The organism is Celeribacter neptunius (assembly GCF_900113955.1).
In the GTDB taxonomy this organism is placed as follows: Bacteria; Pseudomonadota; Alphaproteobacteria; order Rhodobacterales; family Rhodobacteraceae; genus Celeribacter; species Celeribacter neptunius.
The window spans coordinates 121,365-138,333 of record NZ_FORH01000005.1 but is presented as its reverse complement, the minus strand read 5'-3'; the positions used below and the strand labels follow the sequence as shown (position 1 = coordinate 138,333).

Annotated in this window: 12 protein-coding genes and 1 riboswitch; of the genes, 3 read left to right on the top strand and 9 right to left on the bottom strand. The window is 62.7% G+C overall.

Annotated elements, in window-relative coordinates; translation table 11 throughout:
• Positions 1–2: 2 nt before the first annotated feature.
• The 3 genes from BM151_RS13505 to BM151_RS13495 all read right to left on the bottom strand — a co-directional run bounded on the left by BM151_RS13505 (position 3) and on the right by BM151_RS13495 (position 3,104).
• Positions 3–893 (bottom strand): class II glutamine amidotransferase, encoded by an 891-nt coding sequence (locus tag BM151_RS13505; protein WP_090061259.1) that lies wholly within the window; start codon positions 891–893, stop codon positions 3–5.
• Between the two features lie 224 nt (positions 894–1,117).
• Entirely contained in the window at positions 1,118–1,786 is a 669-nt protein-coding gene (locus BM151_RS13500; protein ID WP_245781211.1) for a helix-turn-helix domain-containing protein, read from the bottom strand.
• A gap of 31 nt (positions 1,787–1,817) precedes the next feature.
• Positions 1,818–3,104, bottom strand: a complete 1,287-nt coding sequence (locus BM151_RS13495; RefSeq protein ID WP_090061257.1) for an ABC transporter substrate-binding protein — start codon at positions 3,102–3,104, stop codon at positions 1,818–1,820.
• 221 nt (positions 3,105–3,325) lie between these two features.
• On the opposite strand from BM151_RS13495, the gene BM151_RS13490 reads away from it, so the two are divergent.
• Positions 3,326–4,669, top strand: a complete 1,344-nt coding sequence (locus BM151_RS13490) for an NAD(P)-binding domain-containing protein (RefSeq protein ID WP_090061256.1) — start codon at positions 3,326–3,328, stop codon at positions 4,667–4,669.
• Positions 4,670–4,782: 113 nt separating this feature from the next.
• Positions 4,783–7,152, top strand: a complete 2,370-nt coding sequence (locus tag BM151_RS13485; protein ID WP_425429557.1) for a trimethylamine N-oxide demethylase — start codon at positions 4,783–4,785, stop codon at positions 7,150–7,152.
• A gap of 72 nt (positions 7,153–7,224) precedes the next feature.
• Here the strand turns inward: BM151_RS13485 and BM151_RS13480 are convergent, their stop codons facing one another.
• The 6 genes from BM151_RS13480 to BM151_RS13455 all read right to left on the bottom strand — a co-directional run bounded on the left by BM151_RS13480 (position 7,225) and on the right by BM151_RS13455 (position 14,107).
• The gene (locus tag BM151_RS13480) at positions 7,225–7,428 is read right to left on the bottom strand and encodes a formate dehydrogenase subunit delta (RefSeq protein WP_090061254.1); all 204 of its coding nucleotides are present in this window, start codon (positions 7,426–7,428) and stop codon (positions 7,225–7,227) included.
• Positions 7,425–8,159: a formate dehydrogenase accessory sulfurtransferase FdhD gene (gene fdhD, locus BM151_RS13475; protein ID WP_090061253.1), complete on the bottom strand. Its 735-nt coding sequence runs from the start codon at positions 8,157–8,159 to the stop codon at positions 7,425–7,427. Before fdhD ends, BM151_RS13480 begins: the two co-directional genes overlap by 4 nt.
• The gene (gene fdhF / locus BM151_RS13470) at positions 8,156–11,080 is read right to left on the bottom strand and encodes a formate dehydrogenase subunit alpha (protein WP_090061252.1); all 2,925 of its coding nucleotides are present in this window, start codon (positions 11,078–11,080) and stop codon (positions 8,156–8,158) included. The genes fdhD and fdhF overlap by 4 nt, the downstream gene beginning before the upstream one ends.
• The gene (locus tag BM151_RS13465) at positions 11,077–12,594 is read right to left on the bottom strand and encodes a formate dehydrogenase beta subunit (protein ID WP_090061251.1); all 1,518 of its coding nucleotides are present in this window, start codon (positions 12,592–12,594) and stop codon (positions 11,077–11,079) included. The genes fdhF and BM151_RS13465 overlap by 4 nt, the downstream gene beginning before the upstream one ends.
• Positions 12,591–13,103 (bottom strand): formate dehydrogenase subunit gamma, encoded by a 513-nt coding sequence (locus BM151_RS13460; RefSeq protein ID WP_090061250.1) that lies wholly within the window; start codon positions 13,101–13,103, stop codon positions 12,591–12,593. The genes BM151_RS13465 and BM151_RS13460 overlap by 4 nt, the downstream gene beginning before the upstream one ends.
• A gap of 119 nt (positions 13,104–13,222) precedes the next feature.
• Entirely contained in the window at positions 13,223–14,107 is an 885-nt protein-coding gene (locus BM151_RS13455) for a LysR family transcriptional regulator (RefSeq protein ID WP_090061249.1), read from the bottom strand.
• A 126-nt stretch (positions 14,108–14,233) separates the two neighbouring features.
• Between BM151_RS13455 and BM151_RS13450 the strand changes: the two genes are divergently transcribed.
• The gene (locus BM151_RS13450) at positions 14,234–16,624 is read left to right on the top strand and encodes a Tex family protein (RefSeq protein WP_090061248.1); all 2,391 of its coding nucleotides are present in this window, start codon (positions 14,234–14,236) and stop codon (positions 16,622–16,624) included.
• A gap of 70 nt (positions 16,625–16,694) precedes the next feature.
• Positions 16,695–16,907: riboswitch (cobalamin riboswitch) on the top strand.
• Positions 16,908–16,969 lie beyond the last annotated feature (62 nt).

Here is a 16,969-nt window from a genome sequence, read left to right as displayed (position 1 = left end):
TCTCAGCGCTCCCAGAAATAAACAGTTGCGGGTTCCGGCTCCCAGACACGCGCGGTCTCGATGCCGGGCAGATCGGCAAAGGCGCGGTATTCGGAGGCGAAAGCGACGTAATCCTCGGTCTCGGCCATCACGGCCGGCTTGCAGGCGATCGGGTCGCGCACCACGCCGAACCCGTTCTTGGTGCCGGTGACAAAGGTGAAGAACCCGTCGAGATCCTCGAGCGTGCCTTCGAGCGCTTCGCCAAGCGATGCCCCTTCGGCAATGCGCGAGGAAATATAGGCCGCGCCCACTTCCGTGTCGTTCTCGGACCGGGTGAAGACGCCCTTTTTCGCGAGCTTGCGACGCATCTGGTTGTGATTCGACAACGAGCCGTTGTGCACCAGGCACTGGTCATCGGCGGTGGAGAACGGGTGAGCGCCCATGGTGGTCACGGCCGACTCGGTCGCCATGCGGGTGTGCCCGATGCCATGGGAGCCGCCCATCGCGCGCAGACCGAAACGGGCCGCGACGTCCTTCGGCAGGCCGACCTCTTTGTAGATTTCCATCGAGGCGCCGGAGCCCATGATCCGCAGACCCTTTTCCTCAAGGAAAGCGATGGCCTCGGCCTCTTTCGCCTCGGGCAGGGTCAGAACCGCATGGGTATCGACAACCTTGATCTCCACCGGCGCGTCGATCGCGGCACAGACGGCAGCGTCGAGATCCGCGAAGGCCTCGGCCGGCGTGTCGGATTGCACGGTGATTTTCACAGAGCCTTCGGCCTCGTCACCATAGATCGCGATCCCGGCACTGTCCGGGCCACGGTCGGTCATGGTGATGAGCATATCCGTCAGCAGATCGCCCAGCTGCGGGCGCATTTCGTCCTTTTTCAGGAACAGGCCTACGATGCCACACATAGGTTCCTCCATTCGGGGTTGATCTCGGCGATTCCGTCGCCGCTCACCCCTCACTACCGGGAAACCTATTTTCCCTTCAAGAAAGTTTTTATCCCCTTTGGAAAAATACCTCACTCACAGGAAATCTGATTAATTTGCAGTCAAAACCGACCCGCATCGGATGGATTTGCCCATAAATTCATCAAAAGTGAATCCAGCCCCTCTTGTCGAGCGGCGCGGACTGCTCAGCGCGCCTGCGGATAGGTGATCACCGACAGGTATTTCGCCGGCAGTTCGACAATTTCCTCCGGCCCGTGCGGCGCATCGGAATCGAAGAGAAGCGAATCCCCCGGCTCCAGCAGATAGGTCTGATCGCCATGGCGGTAATTCACCGTGCCCTCGAGCATGTACAAAAGCTCGATCCCCTCGTGCTGAAACGCCGGGAACCGGTGCGAGGCGTCATCCAATGTGATCAGATAGGGTTCGACCACCACGCCCGAGTTGTTCGAGCCGATATGGCCCAGAAGATTATACTGATGCCCGGCCCGGGTGCCGGCGCGTTCGATCTCGACCCCTTCGCCAGCTTTCACATGCATGCAGCCGCGCTCTTCCTCATAGCCGGAAAACAGCTGCACCAGCGGCACCCGCAGCGCATGCGCCAGGACCGAGATGGTGTTGAGCGAGGGCGAGATCACCCCGTTCTCGATTTTCGAGAGCATGCCGACCGACAGCCCGGTCTGCGCCGCCAGATCGGCACCGGTAAGGCGCTGGCGCTTGCGCAGCTCGCGCACCTGTCGCCCGATCGCCACTTCGAGATTCTTTTCCCGCTGTTCCTTCACCGCATGCGGGTTCTGCCGCAGCGCCTCTTCATTGGCTTTCAAATCCATCTCTCCTGTCGTCACCGTCTTATTCATCCGTCTCTATAACTCCCGTGTTCCTGCGACCTCAGCCCCGGGCCAGCGCGCGCGCCCAATCGGCCTTGCCGCGCTGATGCCAGAGCTGACCCAGAGCGCCAAGCTCCTGCATCAACCGGCCGCCATGTGTCTCAAGCCAGGCCAGCACCGACCCGAATTCCTGGATCTGCGCCTTGCCGTCGCGGATCGCCACCACCGGCCAATCGCCAACCAGCGCATTGTCGATACCGTAGACCTCGGTGCCCCACCACGAGGCCAGACCGAACGCATGCGGCATCTTGCGGCCGCGTTTGAGCGCCACGAGGACGGAGGCGGTCGCGAGACTGTCCGCGGTCTCCACCGCCTCATGCCAGAGATCAAGGATCGACGCATATTCCCAGCTTACCGCGGTCCAATGCTCCGGATAGCGCTCATTATAAGTGTCGAAGAACGCCTTGGGCCGGCGAAAGAAAAACGCCGTTTCGGCTAGGTCCGCATCGTCGAAATCCGGGAATTGAAAGGTGAACCGCTCCATAAAGTCTGGCGAGGTCCGCGCGATCATCCGGGGATAATGGTCACAGGTACAGGCGAGGATCTCGCCCTGAAACCCCATCTCATAGGCGGCAACGGTCAGCTCCTCGATCATCGCCGGTGCCGAGGAGCACCAGCAGAGGATATCCGGCGCGCTCTCGAGCATCTCCGCCACGATCCGCCGGGCATCCCCCGCCTCCGGATCATAGAGCACCTCTTGCACCACCTCGCGCCCGGCGACATCGAAAGCCGCCCGGTAGGTGGCCAGTGACGGCAGGCCCAGAAGGTCGGTCTGGGAACAGAGCGCCACGCGCCTCGCCTCCGGGCGCTGCCGGGTCAGCCAGTCGACCCCGGTAACATTGAAAAACGGATGCACCTCCGCCGGCGCGATCAGATAGGGCGCATCGGGTGAAAGATCCGAGGGCAGAAGCGTCGCGGTCAGGATACGGCGGCTCATCAGATAGGGCAGCGCCAGCGCCATGTCGCTGCCGCCCAATGTCAGCACCAGCCGCACCCGCTGGGTCTCGACCATCTGGCGCGCCGCCTCGAGTGTCGCCTCGGCGCCGCCGGCGCAATCGGTGACCGAGAGCTCCACCAGATGCCGCCGCCCGCCAACCATCATACCGCCATGGGCATTGATCCAGTCGACCCAGATCTGACAGCCCTCGACCCCCGGTCGGCCCCAGGGCTCTTCCGGCCCAGACAAGGGCACCAATGCGCCAATGCGAATGGGCGCCCGGTCCTGCACGCTCAACCGCGGCAGCGATCCCGCGACGGCCAGCCTTTGCGCCAAGGAGTCTGTGCTCATTTTTTAACCTCACGCCCAATATTGGGACAAAACCATCTCCTGTTCGGTGAATCTCATATTCCTCTAAAGAAAATTCGTTGACCACCAGAAAATTTTTGGACCATACCGGAGCAAATCAAAAGGAACCAATTACAAATATTGGTCCATACCAGAACGCAACGCACAGACTGATCTGAAAACGGATCACACGAAAACACCAACAACCAACGGGAGTTCCATCCATGACCAAACGAGTCGCCGTCATCGGCGCGGGCCCTTCCGGCCTCGCCCAGCTTCGCGCCTTCCAATCCGCCGCCGCCCAGGGCGCCGAGATCCCGGAAGTCGTCTGCTTCGAGAAACAGTCGAACTGGGGCGGGCTGTGGAATTACACTTGGCGCACCGGCGTCGATGAGAATGGCGAGCCCGTACATGGCTCGATGTATCGTTACCTCTGGTCCAACGGTCCGAAAGAGGGGCTGGAGTTTGCCGACTATTCCTTTGAGGAACATTTCGGCAAACAGATCGCCTCCTACCCGCCGCGCGCCGTGCTCTTCGACTATATCGAGGGCCGGGTAAAAAAGGCCGACGTGCGCAAATGGATCCGTTTCTCTTCGGTGATCCGCTGGGTCGAATATGACGCCGAGAAGGGCGATTTCGAAATCACCGTACACGACATGGAAAAGGACACGGTCTACAAGGAACGCTTTGACAATGTGATCATCGCCTCCGGTCACTTCTCCTCGCCCAACGTACCGGAATATCCAGGATTTGCGCAGTTCAACGGCCGCATCGTTCACGCCCATGATTTCCGCGACGCCCGCGAGTTCGAAGGCAAGGATGTGCTGGTGATGGGCTCGTCCTACTCCGCCGAGGACATCGGCTCGCAATGCTGGAAATACGGTGCCAAATCGATCACCAGCTGCTACCGCTCCGCCCCCATGGGTTTCAACTGGCCCGACAACTGGGAAGAAAAACCGGCGCTCGAACGTGTCGAGGGCAAGACCGTGTATTTCAAGGACGGCACCACCAAGGATGTCGATGCGATCATCCTGTGCACCGGCTACAAGCACTATTTCCCCTTCCTGCCCGACGATCTGCGGCTCAAGACCGCCAACCGTCTGGCGACCGCCGATCTCTACAAGGGCGTGGTCTATACCCCCAATCCGAAACTCTTCTATCTCGGCATGCAGGACCAGTGGTTCACCTTCAACATGTTCGACGCCCAGGCCTGGTATGTGCGTGACATCATCCTCGGCCGGATCGAGGTTCCGACCAACAAGGCCGTGCTCGATGCCGATGTCGCCGAGCGCGTCGCCCGCGAAGAGGCCGATGACGATGTGAAATACGCGATCAAATATCAGGCCGAGTACGTCAAGGAACTGGTGGCCGAGACCGATTACCCGTCGTTTGACATCGACGGCGCCTGCGAGGCCTTCTTCGAATGGAAGAAACACAAGGCCAAGGACATCATGGCTTTCCGCAACAATTGCTACAAATCGGTGATCACCGGCACCATGGCCCCCGTGCATCACACACCGTGGAAAGACGCGCTGGACGACAGCATGGAAGCCTATTTGCAGAACTGATCCCTGACGAGTACGCCCGGCGCCAAGAGGCCGGGCGTGCCTCTTCTCCCCTGATCCGGGGGACTTTGTGTGCCCCCGGATTTTTTTCTTCTTCAGCGATGGAGTTTCCAGTGATCCTAGATCCTTCTGGCCTGCCTTTCCGATCCGGCGCCCCTCTGGCGTCCCAGCCGCGGCGCGCCGGCGCCTATCGGCTCGCCCCCAACGAGGAACGTCATACCGTGCAAGGCGGCGGGGCAGCGCTTCTGGAGCTGAAACCGGGCGACCGGATCACCGTGACCAACACCGAAGGCGGTCAGCGTTGCGAAATGCTGGCCGCGCATCTCGACGGGCGTGTCGACGCGGGCGTGCTCGGCTGGTCCGCCGACAGCCCGGGCGAGGGCCTGCGCGCCACATTGGACAGCACGCTGCCGGGCATGGCGCGGCTGCGCCTCGGCCTCGCCAAACGCGGCATCGCGCTTGCCGGTGCCAAGGTCATCGGCCTGTTCTCCGGCACGAGCGCGGCGGGCGAAGGCGTGAGTTTCACCGCACAGGCGGCGGGCTGGGTCCTTGTCACCGCACCCGCGCCCGAGCCGGATTTCGAGGCGCAGACCACCGCCACGCCGCTCACCGTGCTGATCACCCGCGCCGAGGCCCGTCTCGCAGGGGCCTTCGCCCTGCCCGACCCGCTCGCCGATCCGCTGCAGGAGATCCGCGTCGCCTCGGCGACGGCGCAGGCCTACCGGGTCAGGAAGGGTGAATTCATCCAGATCATGGATGTCGATGGCCGCCAATGCACCGATTTCCAGTGCTTCGATGCACGCAAGGTGGACAAGGGCATTTTCCACCCGCTCGACGTCACCACCACCCGCACGATCCAGGGCCACGCCTATCCGATGCCGGGTCTGCACGCGAAGTACTTCGATCATGACCTGACGCCTTTGGTCGAGGTCGTCCAAGACACCTGCGGTCGCCACGACGCTTTTGGTCTCGCCTGTAATGCCAAATATTACGACGACATCGGCTATCCCGGTCACGTCAATTGTTCCGACAATTTCAACGCGGTGCTCGACCCTTACGGCATTCCCGCCCGCCCCGGCTGGATGGCGGCGAATTTCTTTTTCAACACCGCGATCGACGAACATGGCGTGATGCTGGCCGATGAGCCGTGGTCGCGGCCCGGCGACTATGTGCTCCTGCGCGCTTTGACCGATCTCATCTGCGTGTCCTCATCCTGTCCCGATGACACCTCCGCCGCCAATGGCTGGCACCTCACCGACATCCATCTGCGCACCTACGGCGCCGAGGAACGTTTCTCCCGCGCCACCGCCTGGCGCCCGACCCCTGACGAGGATCCGATCATGACGCGTGAAAGCGGTTTTTACGATTCCTTTGCCACGATGACCCGCGACTTTGCCGATTATAACGGGTTCTGGCTGCCGAACTCTTTCCCGGAATGCGATCCCGTGGAAAGCTACTGGGCCTGTCGCGAGGGCGTGGTGGTCATGGACCTCTCGGCGCTGCGCAAATTCGAGGTCACCGGCCCCGATGCCGAAGCGTTGATGAACTGGGTCCTGACCCGCAATGTCGAAAAACTCGCCATTGGTCAGGTGGTCTATTCCGCCATGTGTTACCCGCACGGCGGCATGATCGACGACGGCACCCTGTTCCGTCTGGGCGAGCATAATTTCCGCTGGATCGGTGGCTCGGACGAGGGCGGCGTCTGGATGCGCGAAGAGGCCAGGCGCCTTGGCCTCAACGTCATGATCCGCTCCTCCACCGATCAGATGCACAACCTCGCCGTCCAGGGGCCGAAGTCGCGTGATTTGATCAATGATCTGTTTTGGACTGCACCGCATCATCCCGATTTGATGGAGATGGGATGGTTCCGCTTCACCCCCGCGCGTCTCGGCGATCACGAGGGCATCCCCGTGGTGATCTCGCGCACCGGCTACACCGGCGAGCTGGGCTATGAGATTTTCTGTCATCCGAAACATGGCGCGGAGATTTTCAAAGCGGTCTGGGAGGCAGGTCAGAAGGTCGGCATGAAACCCATGGGCCTCGCCGCTCTGGATCTGGTGCGCATCGAAGCCGGGCTGGTGTTCGCAGGCTATGATTTCTCCGATCAAACCGATCCGTTCGAGGCCGGCGTCGGCTTCACCGTACCGCTGAAATCCAAGACCGCCGATTTCGTCGGTCGTGACGCTCTGCTGCGCCGTAAGGAAACGCCATCGCGCAAATTCGTGGGCCTTGAGATCGACGGTCAGAATGCCGTGGCGCACGGCGATTGCATCCGCATCGGGCGCGCGCAGGTGGGCGAGATCTGCTCCGCCATGCGGTCTCCCCGCACCGGTCAGTGGATCGCCCTCGCCCGCGTCGACGTGGCGCATGCAGAGCTTGGCACAGCGGTCGAGGTCGGCCAACTCGACGGGCATCTGAAACGCTATTCCGCCCGCGTCGCCCCCTTCCCGCATTACGATCCGAAAAAGGAACGCCCGCGTTCCTGAGCGCGGAACATCTCCCCAAGACAAAAGGCCCGCTGGATCGCAGCGGGCCTTTTCATATTTGATTTTGATAATTTAGAGCGTTTTTCCGGCTTCAATGACCAGATCATTGAGCCCCTCGCCGCCCTTCCCAAGATAGGCCTTGAGCTGCGTGAGCATGCGCGGCTCCCAGAAATCCTTGAGATGGGCGGCCACGCCGGCGGCCTGATCGCCCCCCGGCTGGGTGGCAAAAAACGCCGCGATCTGATTGGCCATCAGCACCATTTTCGCATCGGTCATGCGCAATCTTCCTTCTCATCCGTATAGGCCACCACCGCCTCGCGGCGCAGCACCATCAAGGTCATTCCGGTCTCCCGCGCCAGCTCCACCGCCGCGCGGGTCGGGCTGGAGAGCGCGAACAGGCCGGAGATCCCGGCCCGGGCGCATTTCTGCACCAGATCGACGGAGAGCCGCGAGGTGATGATCACCGCGCCGCCGCTCACATCCGTTCCGCTCAGCGCCCCGATCAACTTGTCGAGCGCGTTGTGCCGCCCGACGTCTTCGCGCAGCGCGATCAGCCCGTCCTTGGTAAAGAACCCGGCGGCATGCATCGCACCGACCTGATCGCGGCGCTTCTGCCCAGCGTTCAACGCCTCCAAGGCCGAGCGCGCGTCCCCCTCGAGCCCCACCGCCATCGGCGCCACCCTGCCCGGAAAGGCCGTGGCCTGCTCAAGGCTTTCGATGCCGCACAACCCGCAGCCCATCGGCCCGACCGAGGCGCGTCTGCGCGCGTCCATCATTGTCGACCGCGCCTCCGGAATGCGGCCCCGGACCTCATAGCCATGCGCATGCTTGATCGCGGAGATTTCCGTGACTTCAGACGGATCGTCGATGAGTCCTTCCGATACCGCAAACCCCACCAAAAACTCCGAAAGATCAAATGGCGACGCCATCATCACCGCCGCGGTCGAGCCGTTATAGACCAGCGCGACGGGGGCTTCTTCCGGCAGGGCGTCGATCACCGCTGTCATTCGGCGGCCTCGATCCGGCGCGATTGCTCGGCCTGTGCGGCGTAGTCTTTCTGCCATTCCGACGGCCCGTTCGAGGGCGAGACCTGCACCGCCGTCACCTTGTATTCCGGGCAGTTGGTCGCCCAGTCGGAGTAATCCGTGGTGATCACATTGGCCTGGGTATCCGGGTGGTGGAAGGTGGTGTAGACCACGCCGGGGCTGACCCGATCGGTGATCTTGGCGCGCAGCGAGGTTTCGCCGGAGCGCGACGCGAGCCGCACCCAATCGCCATCGCGAAGCCCACGGTTTTCGGCGTCATGCGGGTGGATTTCCAACACATCCTGATCGTGCCAGACGGAGTTCTCCGTCCGCCGGGTCTGTGCCCCGACATTATACTGACTGAGGATGCGTCCCGTGGTGAGCAGGAGCGGGAAACGCGGGCCGGAGCGCTCATCGGTGGCGATATATTCGGTGACGATAAAGCGGCCCTTGCCGCGCACGAATCCGTCGACATGCATGAGTGGCGTGCCCTCGGGCTGCGCCTCGTTGCAAGGCCATTGCACGGAGCCTTTCTCTTCGAGAAGCGCGTAATCGACACCGGCGAAAGACGGCGTGGTGGCGGCGATCTCCGCCATCACCTCGGCCGGGTGAGTGTAGGACCAGGGCTTGCCGCCGGTCTCTTTCAACACCGCATTGGCGAGCATCTGGGTGACTTGCCAATCTTCGTAGCCATTCTTCGGCGCCATCACCTTGCGGACCCGGTTGATCCGGCGCTCGGCATTGGTGAACGTGCCTTCTTTTTCCAGAAAGCTCGAACCCGGCAGGAAAACATGTGCGTAATTTGCCGTCTCGTTCAGGAAGAGATCATGCACGATGACGCATTCCATGGCGGCGAGGCCGGCGGCCACATGTTTGGTGTCCGGGTCGGATTGCAGGATGTCTTCGCCCTGACAATAGAGCCCTTTGAAGGTGCCATCGACGGCGGCATCGAGCATATTGGGAATGCGCAGCCCCGGTTCCGGGTCGATCTCCACACCCCAGGTGTCTTCGAAAATCTTGCGCACTTCCGGCAGTTTCACATGGCGATAGCCCGGCAGTTCGTGCGGGAAAGAGCCCATGTCGCAGGAGCCCTGCACGTTGTTCTGACCGCGCAGCGGGTTCACGCCAACGCCTTCGCGGCCGATGTTGCCGGTCATCATCGCAAGATTGGCGATGGCCATGACCGTGGTCGAGCCTTGCGAATGTTCGGTCACACCGAGACCGTAATAGATCGCGCCGTTGCCACCCTGCGCATAGGCGCGCGCGGCCTCGCGCAGTGTGGCTGCGGGAACACCGGTGAGCGCTTCGGTGGCTTCCGGTGCATGGCGCTCATCCGAGATGAAGGACTTGTAATCTTCCCAGGCATCGAGATCGCAGCGCTCTGCGATAAAGGTCTGGTCATAGAGCCCCTCGGACACGATCACATGCGCCAGCGCCGAGACCACGGCGACATTGGTGCCGGGTTTGAGCGGCAGGTGATGCGCCTCCCCCAGATGCGGGGTTTCCAAGAGATCGATGCGACGCGGGTCGACCACGATCAGCTTGGCGCCTTCGCGCAAACGTTTGCGCAGGCGCGAGGCAAACACCGGATGCCCGTCCGTCGGGTTGGCGCCGATCACCACCACGACGTCGGATTTTTCGACCGAGTCGAAATCCTGTGTCCCGGCCGAGGTGCCAAAGGTCTGGCCCAAGCCGTAACCGGTCGGCGAATGGCACACGCGCGCACAGGTGTCGGTGTTGTTGTTGCCAAACACCGCACGGGTGAGTTTCTGGACGAGGAAGGTTTCCTCATTGGTGCAACGCGACGAGGTGATCACGCCGATGCTCTTCTGACCGTATTTCTCCCGAAGGCCCACGAGTTTCTTGGCGGCGAAAGACAGCGCCTCGTCCCAGGAGACCTCGCGCCATGGCTGATCGACGCTGTCGCGCACCATCGGGCTCAAAATACGATCCTTATGCGTGGCGTATCCATAGGCAAATCTGCCTTTGACACAGGAATGACCGCGGTTCGCCTTGCCGTGTTTATAGGGCACCATGCGGACCAGTTGATCGCCCTGCATCTCCGCCTTGAAGCTACAGCCGACGCCGCAATAGGCGCAGGTGGTCACCACCGAACGGTCCGGCGTGCCCATCTCGATCACCGATTTTTCTTGCAGCGTCGCGGTCGGGCAGGCCTGAACACAGGCGCCACAGGACACACAATCGGAGGCGAGGAAATTCTCCGCGCCAACGGCGACCCGGCTGTCGAAGCCGCGGCCCTCGATGGTCAGGGCAAAGGTCCCCTGCACCTCTTCGCAGGCCCGCACACAACGGTTGCAGACGATGCATTTCGACGGATCATAGGTGAAATACGGGTTGCTGTCGTCTTTCGGCAGCCATTCCGCATTGACCTCGCCCGAGGTGTTCCGCGCCTCGAAATGGTTCGCCAAGGGCGCGTTTTTCGGCGCCTCATAGCGCACATCGCGCAGGCCCACGGCGCCCGCCATATCCTGCAATTCGCAATCGCCATTGGCGGCACAGGTCAGACAATCAAGCGGGTGATCGGAGATATAGAGCTCCATCACGCCCTTGCGCAGCTTGCGCAGCTTGTCGGTCTGGGTGTGGACCTTCATGCCCTTATGCACCGGCGTGGTGCAGGAAGCGGGCGTGCCGCGCCGCCCTTCGATTTCGACGGCACAAAGACGGCAGGAGCCGAAAGCCTCGAGATTGTCGCTGGCGCAGAGCTTCGGCACCTGAATGCCCAGCTCGGAAGCCGCCCGCATCACCGAGGTGCCCTCGGGCACGGTGACCTCCACCCCGTCGATGGTCAGCGTCACCGGTTTGCCGGATTTCGCCGGCGTGCCCCGGTCGATATCGTCCTGAATGCCGGTCCCGTTTTCCCAGGGAATGATAAAGTCTTTCATTCTGCGGCCTCCTTCTGAGAGGTGAAATCTTCGGGGAAATGACGCAGCGCGGACATGACCGGGTAAGGCGTGAAGCCGCCCAGCGCGCAGAGCGAGCCATCCACCATGGTTTCGCAAAGATCGGTCAGAAGCGGGATGGCGCTCTCGTCGCCTTCCTTGATCCGGTCGATGGTCTCAACGCCGCGCACCGCGCCGATGCGGCAGGGGGTGCATTTGCCACAGCTCTCGACGGCACAGAATTCCATCGCGAACCGTGCCATGGACAGCATATCCGCCGTGTCGTCGAACACGACGATGCCGGCATGGCCGATGAGCGCCTTTTGCCCGTCGAATTCCTCATAGCCAAAGGGTGTGTCGAATTGATCCGGGTGCAGATAGGCGCCCAGCGGCCCGCCGACCTGCACCGCCTTGACGGGCCGACCGGAGGCGGTGCCGCCGGCGATGTCATTGACCAATTCCCCCAGCGACATACCGAACGCGGTTTCGAACAGCCCGCCGAATTTCACGTTGCCGGCGATCTGGATCGGCATGGTGCCTTTCGAGCGGCCGAGACCGAAATTGGCATAATGCTCCGCGCCCTTGGCGAAGATCACCGGCACGGTGGCCAGAGAGATCACGTTGTTCACCACGGTCGGACGGCCCAGGAACCCCTCGAGCGCCGGAAGCGGCGGCTTGGCGCGGACCACGCCGCGTTTGCCTTCGAGCGAGTTCAGAAGCGAGGTCTCCTCGCCGCAGACATAAGCGCCGGCCCCCACGCGCACTTCCATATCGAACGCACGCCCGGAGCCCAGAACATCGGCGCCAAGCACGCCCGCGCCGCGCGCGATCTCGATCGCCCGGCGCATCACCGCCACGGCATCCGGATATTCCGAGCGGGTGTAGACATAGCCCTTCGTGGCGCCACAGCCCAATCCCGCAATCGCCATACCTTCGATCAGGGTGAAAGGATCACCCTCCATGATCATCCGGTCGGCGAATGTGCCGCTGTCGCCCTCGTCGGCGTTGCAGACGATGTATTTCTGCGGCGCTTTCGCCAGTCGCACCGTGTCCCATTTGATCCCCGTGGGGAAACCCGCACCGCCACGGCCCCGCAGGCCGGAGAGTTTCACCTCATCGATGATCGCGTCTTGCGGCATGGCGATGGCGCGTCTCAAACCCGCGAGACCGCCATGCACCTCATAATCCGCCAGCGACAGCGGGTCGATGAGACCGCAGCGTCCAAAGGTCAGACGGGTCTGACGGGCAAAGAACGGCATATCCTCGACCTTGCCCAGCGCCTCGATCTTGCCATCGAGGAGCGCCGGAACGTCGTCCTCGGAGATCGGGCCATAGGCCAGACGCTCCCCGTCCATGTCGATCTCAACCAGGGGCTCGAGCCAGATCATGCCGCGCGTGCCGTTGCGCACGATCTCGGCCTCAAGCCCGCGCATTTCCACCTCGGCGCGGATTGCCTCCGCCACCTCGTCCGCCCCCAGCGCCTTGGCCGCGGAATCCATGGGAACGTAAATCTTCATGCCGAGACCTCCGCGCCGGTGGCTCTGACCCCGACCGATTTCAGCGCCTTGTTCAGACGGCTTTCATCCAGGCGCCCGATCAGGGTCTCATCCACCATCGCGGCAGGCGCACAGGCGCACATGCCGAGGCAATAGACCGGCTCGACGGTGAGCGCGCCGTCGGGCGTGGTGCCGTGCCAGTCGAGGCCGAGTTTCGCCAGAAGGTGTTCCGCCATCGCCGTGCCTCCGACCGATTGACAGGCCTCGGCCCGACAGATTTTCAGAACATGCCGCCCATGCGGCCTGTCCTTGAAATCATGGTAGAAAGACAGCACGCCCTTGAGCTCCGCTGCGGTGATTTTCAGCGCCTTGCACAGAGGCGCATGCGCCTCTGCCGGAACATAGCCGAATTCATCTTGCAAAGCGTGGAGCATCGGCAAAAGCGGGCCTTCGAGATGCGCATGGGCAGAGATGATCCCGGCGATTGTCTCTGTGGTGGCCCCGGCATCTGCGGGCTGGGTTGGCGTCATGGCTGACCTCTCCGAATACGATCGTATACTTGAAACCCATGAGATCATGCCAGATATCGCGAAATCAATATCGAAAATCCGTCAATCGATAGGATTTAACTATCAATCGATGTTCAGGATCAGAGCGCCGACATGCGTCCGGCCTCGGCCAGCAAAGCGGCGAGCACCGGCGTATTGGGATCGCGGTGCGGCGCGATCAACCCGACGCGATGGCCGACCTCGCCACCCTCGAGCGGGATGAGTTCGAGCGGCTTGCCCTCGGTCAGAAACCGCGCGATGCCTTCGGGCAGGACGGTGATCCAGCCGCCGCTCTCGACATGGGCGATCAGCACCACGGTGGAATTCGATTCGACGCCGACCCGCGGCAGCACACCCACCGCGTTGAGATTGCGGTCGATGATCCGGCGGTTCTGCATGTCCGGCGACAGGAGGCAGAGCGGCTGCTCGGCCAGATCGCTCCAATGCAGGCGCGCACGCCCGGAGAGCGCATTGCCCGGCGCGGCGACCACCATATAGCGCTCCTCGTAGAGCGGCACGGTGCTCACCCGCCCCAGCGGCTCATTGTCGAGATAGGTCAGCCCGGCGTCGGCCTCGAGATCGTCGAGCATCGTGAGAATCTGCATCGAGGGGCGTGACAGGATGGTCATCTGTACATTCGGATGCGCCTGGGTGAACGCGGTCGAAAGCGTCGCCGCCCAGGTCAGCGCCGTAGGGATCGCCGCCAATCGCAATTGCCCGGACAGCCCGTGCTTGGTCGCCCGCATCTCGTCGCGCAATTGCCGGCTGTCGGCGGTGATCTTGCGCGCCCAGGTCAGCGCGCGCTGCCCTTCCGGCGTCAATCCGCCGAAGCGCGACCCGCGAAAGATCAGCTGTACGCCCAATTGATCCTCGAGCTGTTTGATTCCCGTGGAAAGACTGGGCTGGGTGATGCCGAGCGACTGGGCGGCACGGCCGAAATGGCCCTCCTTGGCCACGGCAATGAACATTTCGAGCTTGCTCAGCATCCCAGTTTTCCGATCAATATCCAATCTCACGATAGGAATATCATATCGACCGTGGACAAGCCACGCCCCCTCTTGGCGCCGCCTCTCCCGGAGGCTAAGACAGGTCTTCCGACAGGAGGACATGAGTTGAGCACCGTAACCGATCCGCAGACATCCGCCCGCATCGCCCGTATCATCGCCACCGATATCGCCGCCAAGGACGCGCAGGTGACGGCGGCCATCGCGCTTCTGGACGAGGGCGCCACCGTGCCTTTCGTGGCGCGCTACCGCAAGGAGGTCACCGGGGGGCTGGACGACACGCAGCTGCGCCTCCTGAACGATCGGCTGTCCTATCTGCGCGAGCTGGAAGCCCGGCGCCTGAGCATCCTGAAATCCATCGAGGATCAGGGCAAGCTCACCGACGATCTCAAGCGCGCCATCGCCGGGGCCGAGAGCAAATCGACGCTCGAGGACATCTACCTGCCCTACAAGCCGAAACGCCGCACCAAGGCGATGATCGCCCGCGAGAACGGGCTCGATGCGCTTTTGGACGCGATCAAATCGGACCGCTCTGCCGTACCGGAAAGCCTCGCCGAGGGTTTCATCACCGAAGCCGTGCCGACGGTGAAAGACGCCCTGAACGGTGCCCGCGACATCGCCACCGAGGAGCTGTCGGAAAATGCCGAGCTTCTGGGCAAGCTGCGCGATTTCATGCGGCGCGAGGCCTATGTCACGGCCAAGGTGATCGCCGGCAAGGAACAGGAAGGCGCGAAATTCTCCGACTATTTCGACCATTCCGAAAAATGGTCCGATATCGCCTCGCACCGGGCCCTGGCGATCCTGCGTGCCGCCAAGGAAGAGATCGTGACCATGGAAATCGCGCCGGAGCCCGAGACGGGCGCCGACCGCGCCATCGCAATGGTTGCCGCCACTTTGGAAGCCGGCACTGATCAACCGGGGGACGTGTGGCTGCGTACCGTGGCGCGTTGGGCCTGGCGGGTGAAATTCGCGATTTCGCTGCATATCGATCTCTTGGGCGAGTTGCGCCAGCGCGCCCATGAGGATGCGATCACGGTGTTTTCGCGCAACTTGAAGGATCTGCTTTTGGCGGCGCCTGCGGGGGCCAAGGCGACGCTGGGGCTCGACCCGGGCATTCGCACCGGCGTGAAGGCCGCCGTGGTCGATGCCACCGGCAAACTGTTGGAGGTCGCAACGCTCTATCCGTTCCAGCCGAAAATGGACGTGCGCGGCGCCGAGGCCAAGATCATCGATCTGATCACCCGTCATGGTGTCTCGCTCGTGGCCATCGGCAATGGCACGGCGAGCCGCGAGACCGAGAAGCTCGTCGGCGAGACGCTGAAGCTCCTGCCACCCTCCGTGAAAGCGCCGACCAAAGTGGTGGTCTCGGAAGCCGGCGCCTCGGTCTATTCCGCCTCAGAACTGGCCGCCTCGGAATTCCCCGATCTCGACGTCTCTCTGCGCGGCGCCGTCTCCATCGCGCGACGTTTGCAGGACCCGCTGGCCGAGCTGGTGAAGATCACGCCCGAAAGCATTGGCGTCGGGCAATATCAGCATGACGTCGACCAACGCCGCCTGTCGCAGGCGCTCGAAGCCGTGGTCGAGGATGCGGTGAACGCCGTCGGCGTCGACCTGAACATGGCCTCCGCGCCGCTTCTGGCGCAGGTTGCAGGTCTCGGGCCGTCCTTGGCGCAATCGATCGTGCTGCACCGGGATATCCACGGTGCGTTTCCCTCGCGCAAGGCGCTGCTCAAGGTCTCGGGTCTCGGCCCGAAAGCCTTCGAGCAATGCGCCGGCTTCCTGCGCATCCGGGATGGCGAAGACCCGCTCGACGCCTCTTCCGTGCACCCGGAAGCCTATGATGTGGCGCGCAAGATCGTCTCCGCCTGCGGCCGCGACATTCGCGACATCATGGGCAGCCCGGCGGCGCTCAAGGGGTTGCACGCAGAGCAATTCGTCTCCGGCGACTTCGGCCTGCCCACGGTGCGCGATATTTTCACCGAATTGGAAAAACCCGGTCGCGACCCCCGGCCCGAATTCAAGACCGCCACCTTCACCGACGGGGTCGAGGACATCAAGGATCTCAAGCCCGGCATGCGGCTCGAGGGCACGGTGACCAACGTGGCCGCCTTCGGGGCGTTTGTCGACATCGGCGTGCATCAGGACGGGCTGGTCCATGTCAGCCAACTGGCCGACCGTTTCGTAAAAGACCCGCATGAGGTGGTGAAAGCCGGCGATGTGGTCACGGTGAGCGTCACCGAGGTCGATATCCCGCGCAAACGCATCGGGCTGTCGATGCGCAAGGATGGCGGCAAATCGCAGGACCGCGCCCCCCGCAATGACGGCGGAAACCGCGGCAAGCCGCAGGGTAAGTTCCAGGGCAAAGCTCAAGGGGCCGCTCAGGGCAAATTCCAGAACAAACCACGGAGCAATACCCGCCCCGGCAACGGTGGCGGTCGAGACAACAGCCAGGGCGCCCTCGGCGCCGCGCTCCTGGATGCGATGAAGAAGAAACGCTGAGCCCGCGCCGCTTTTAACGCAAACACGCATCCCGAACGCCCGCCAGAGCTTGACTCTCGCGGGCGTTTCGCTTTTGTGGGCGCGTTCAAGTTCCGGCTTCAGCGCCGGATGAAAAGGGAACACGGAATGACCGATCGGCGCACGCCGAAAGATCAAAGCCGTGGCTGCCCCCGCAACTGTGAACGGCGAGCGAGGCCAAATGACCACTGGGGAGACGCCCCGGGAAGGTTGGCCAAAGCTTTGACCCGTGAGCCAGGAGACCTGCTTGGATGTTCACCCTTTTCGGACGCGGGGCGCGTTGCGAAAGCGGCACGATCCGCAGCGGTGACGCTCTCACTGTCTGCG

Coding starts and splice junctions, on each gene's coding strand:
- BM151_RS13505 (WP_090061259.1), bottom strand. CDS start 893: ATGTGTGGCATCGTAGGCCTGTTCCTGAAAAAGGACGAAATGCGCCCG.
- BM151_RS13500 (WP_245781211.1), bottom strand. CDS start 1,786: ATGAATAAGACGGTGACGACAGGAGAGATGGATTTGAAAGCCAATGAA.
- BM151_RS13495 (WP_090061257.1), bottom strand. CDS start 3,104: ATGAGCACAGACTCCTTGGCGCAAAGGCTGGCCGTCGCGGGATCGCTG.
- BM151_RS13490 (WP_090061256.1), top strand. CDS start 3,326: ATGACCAAACGAGTCGCCGTCATCGGCGCGGGCCCTTCCGGCCTCGCC.
- BM151_RS13480 (WP_090061254.1), bottom strand. CDS start 7,428: ATGACCGATGCGAAAATGGTGCTGATGGCCAATCAGATCGCGGCGTTT.
- fdhD (WP_090061253.1), bottom strand. CDS start 8,159: ATGACAGCGGTGATCGACGCCCTGCCGGAAGAAGCCCCCGTCGCGCTG.
- fdhF (WP_090061252.1), bottom strand. CDS start 11,080: ATGAAAGACTTTATCATTCCCTGGGAAAACGGGACCGGCATTCAGGAC.
- BM151_RS13465 (WP_090061251.1), bottom strand. CDS start 12,594: ATGAAGATTTACGTTCCCATGGATTCCGCGGCCAAGGCGCTGGGGGCG.
- BM151_RS13460 (WP_090061250.1), bottom strand. CDS start 13,103: ATGACGCCAACCCAGCCCGCAGATGCCGGGGCCACCACAGAGACAATC.
- BM151_RS13455 (WP_090061249.1), bottom strand. CDS start 14,107: ATGCTGAGCAAGCTCGAAATGTTCATTGCCGTGGCCAAGGAGGGCCAT.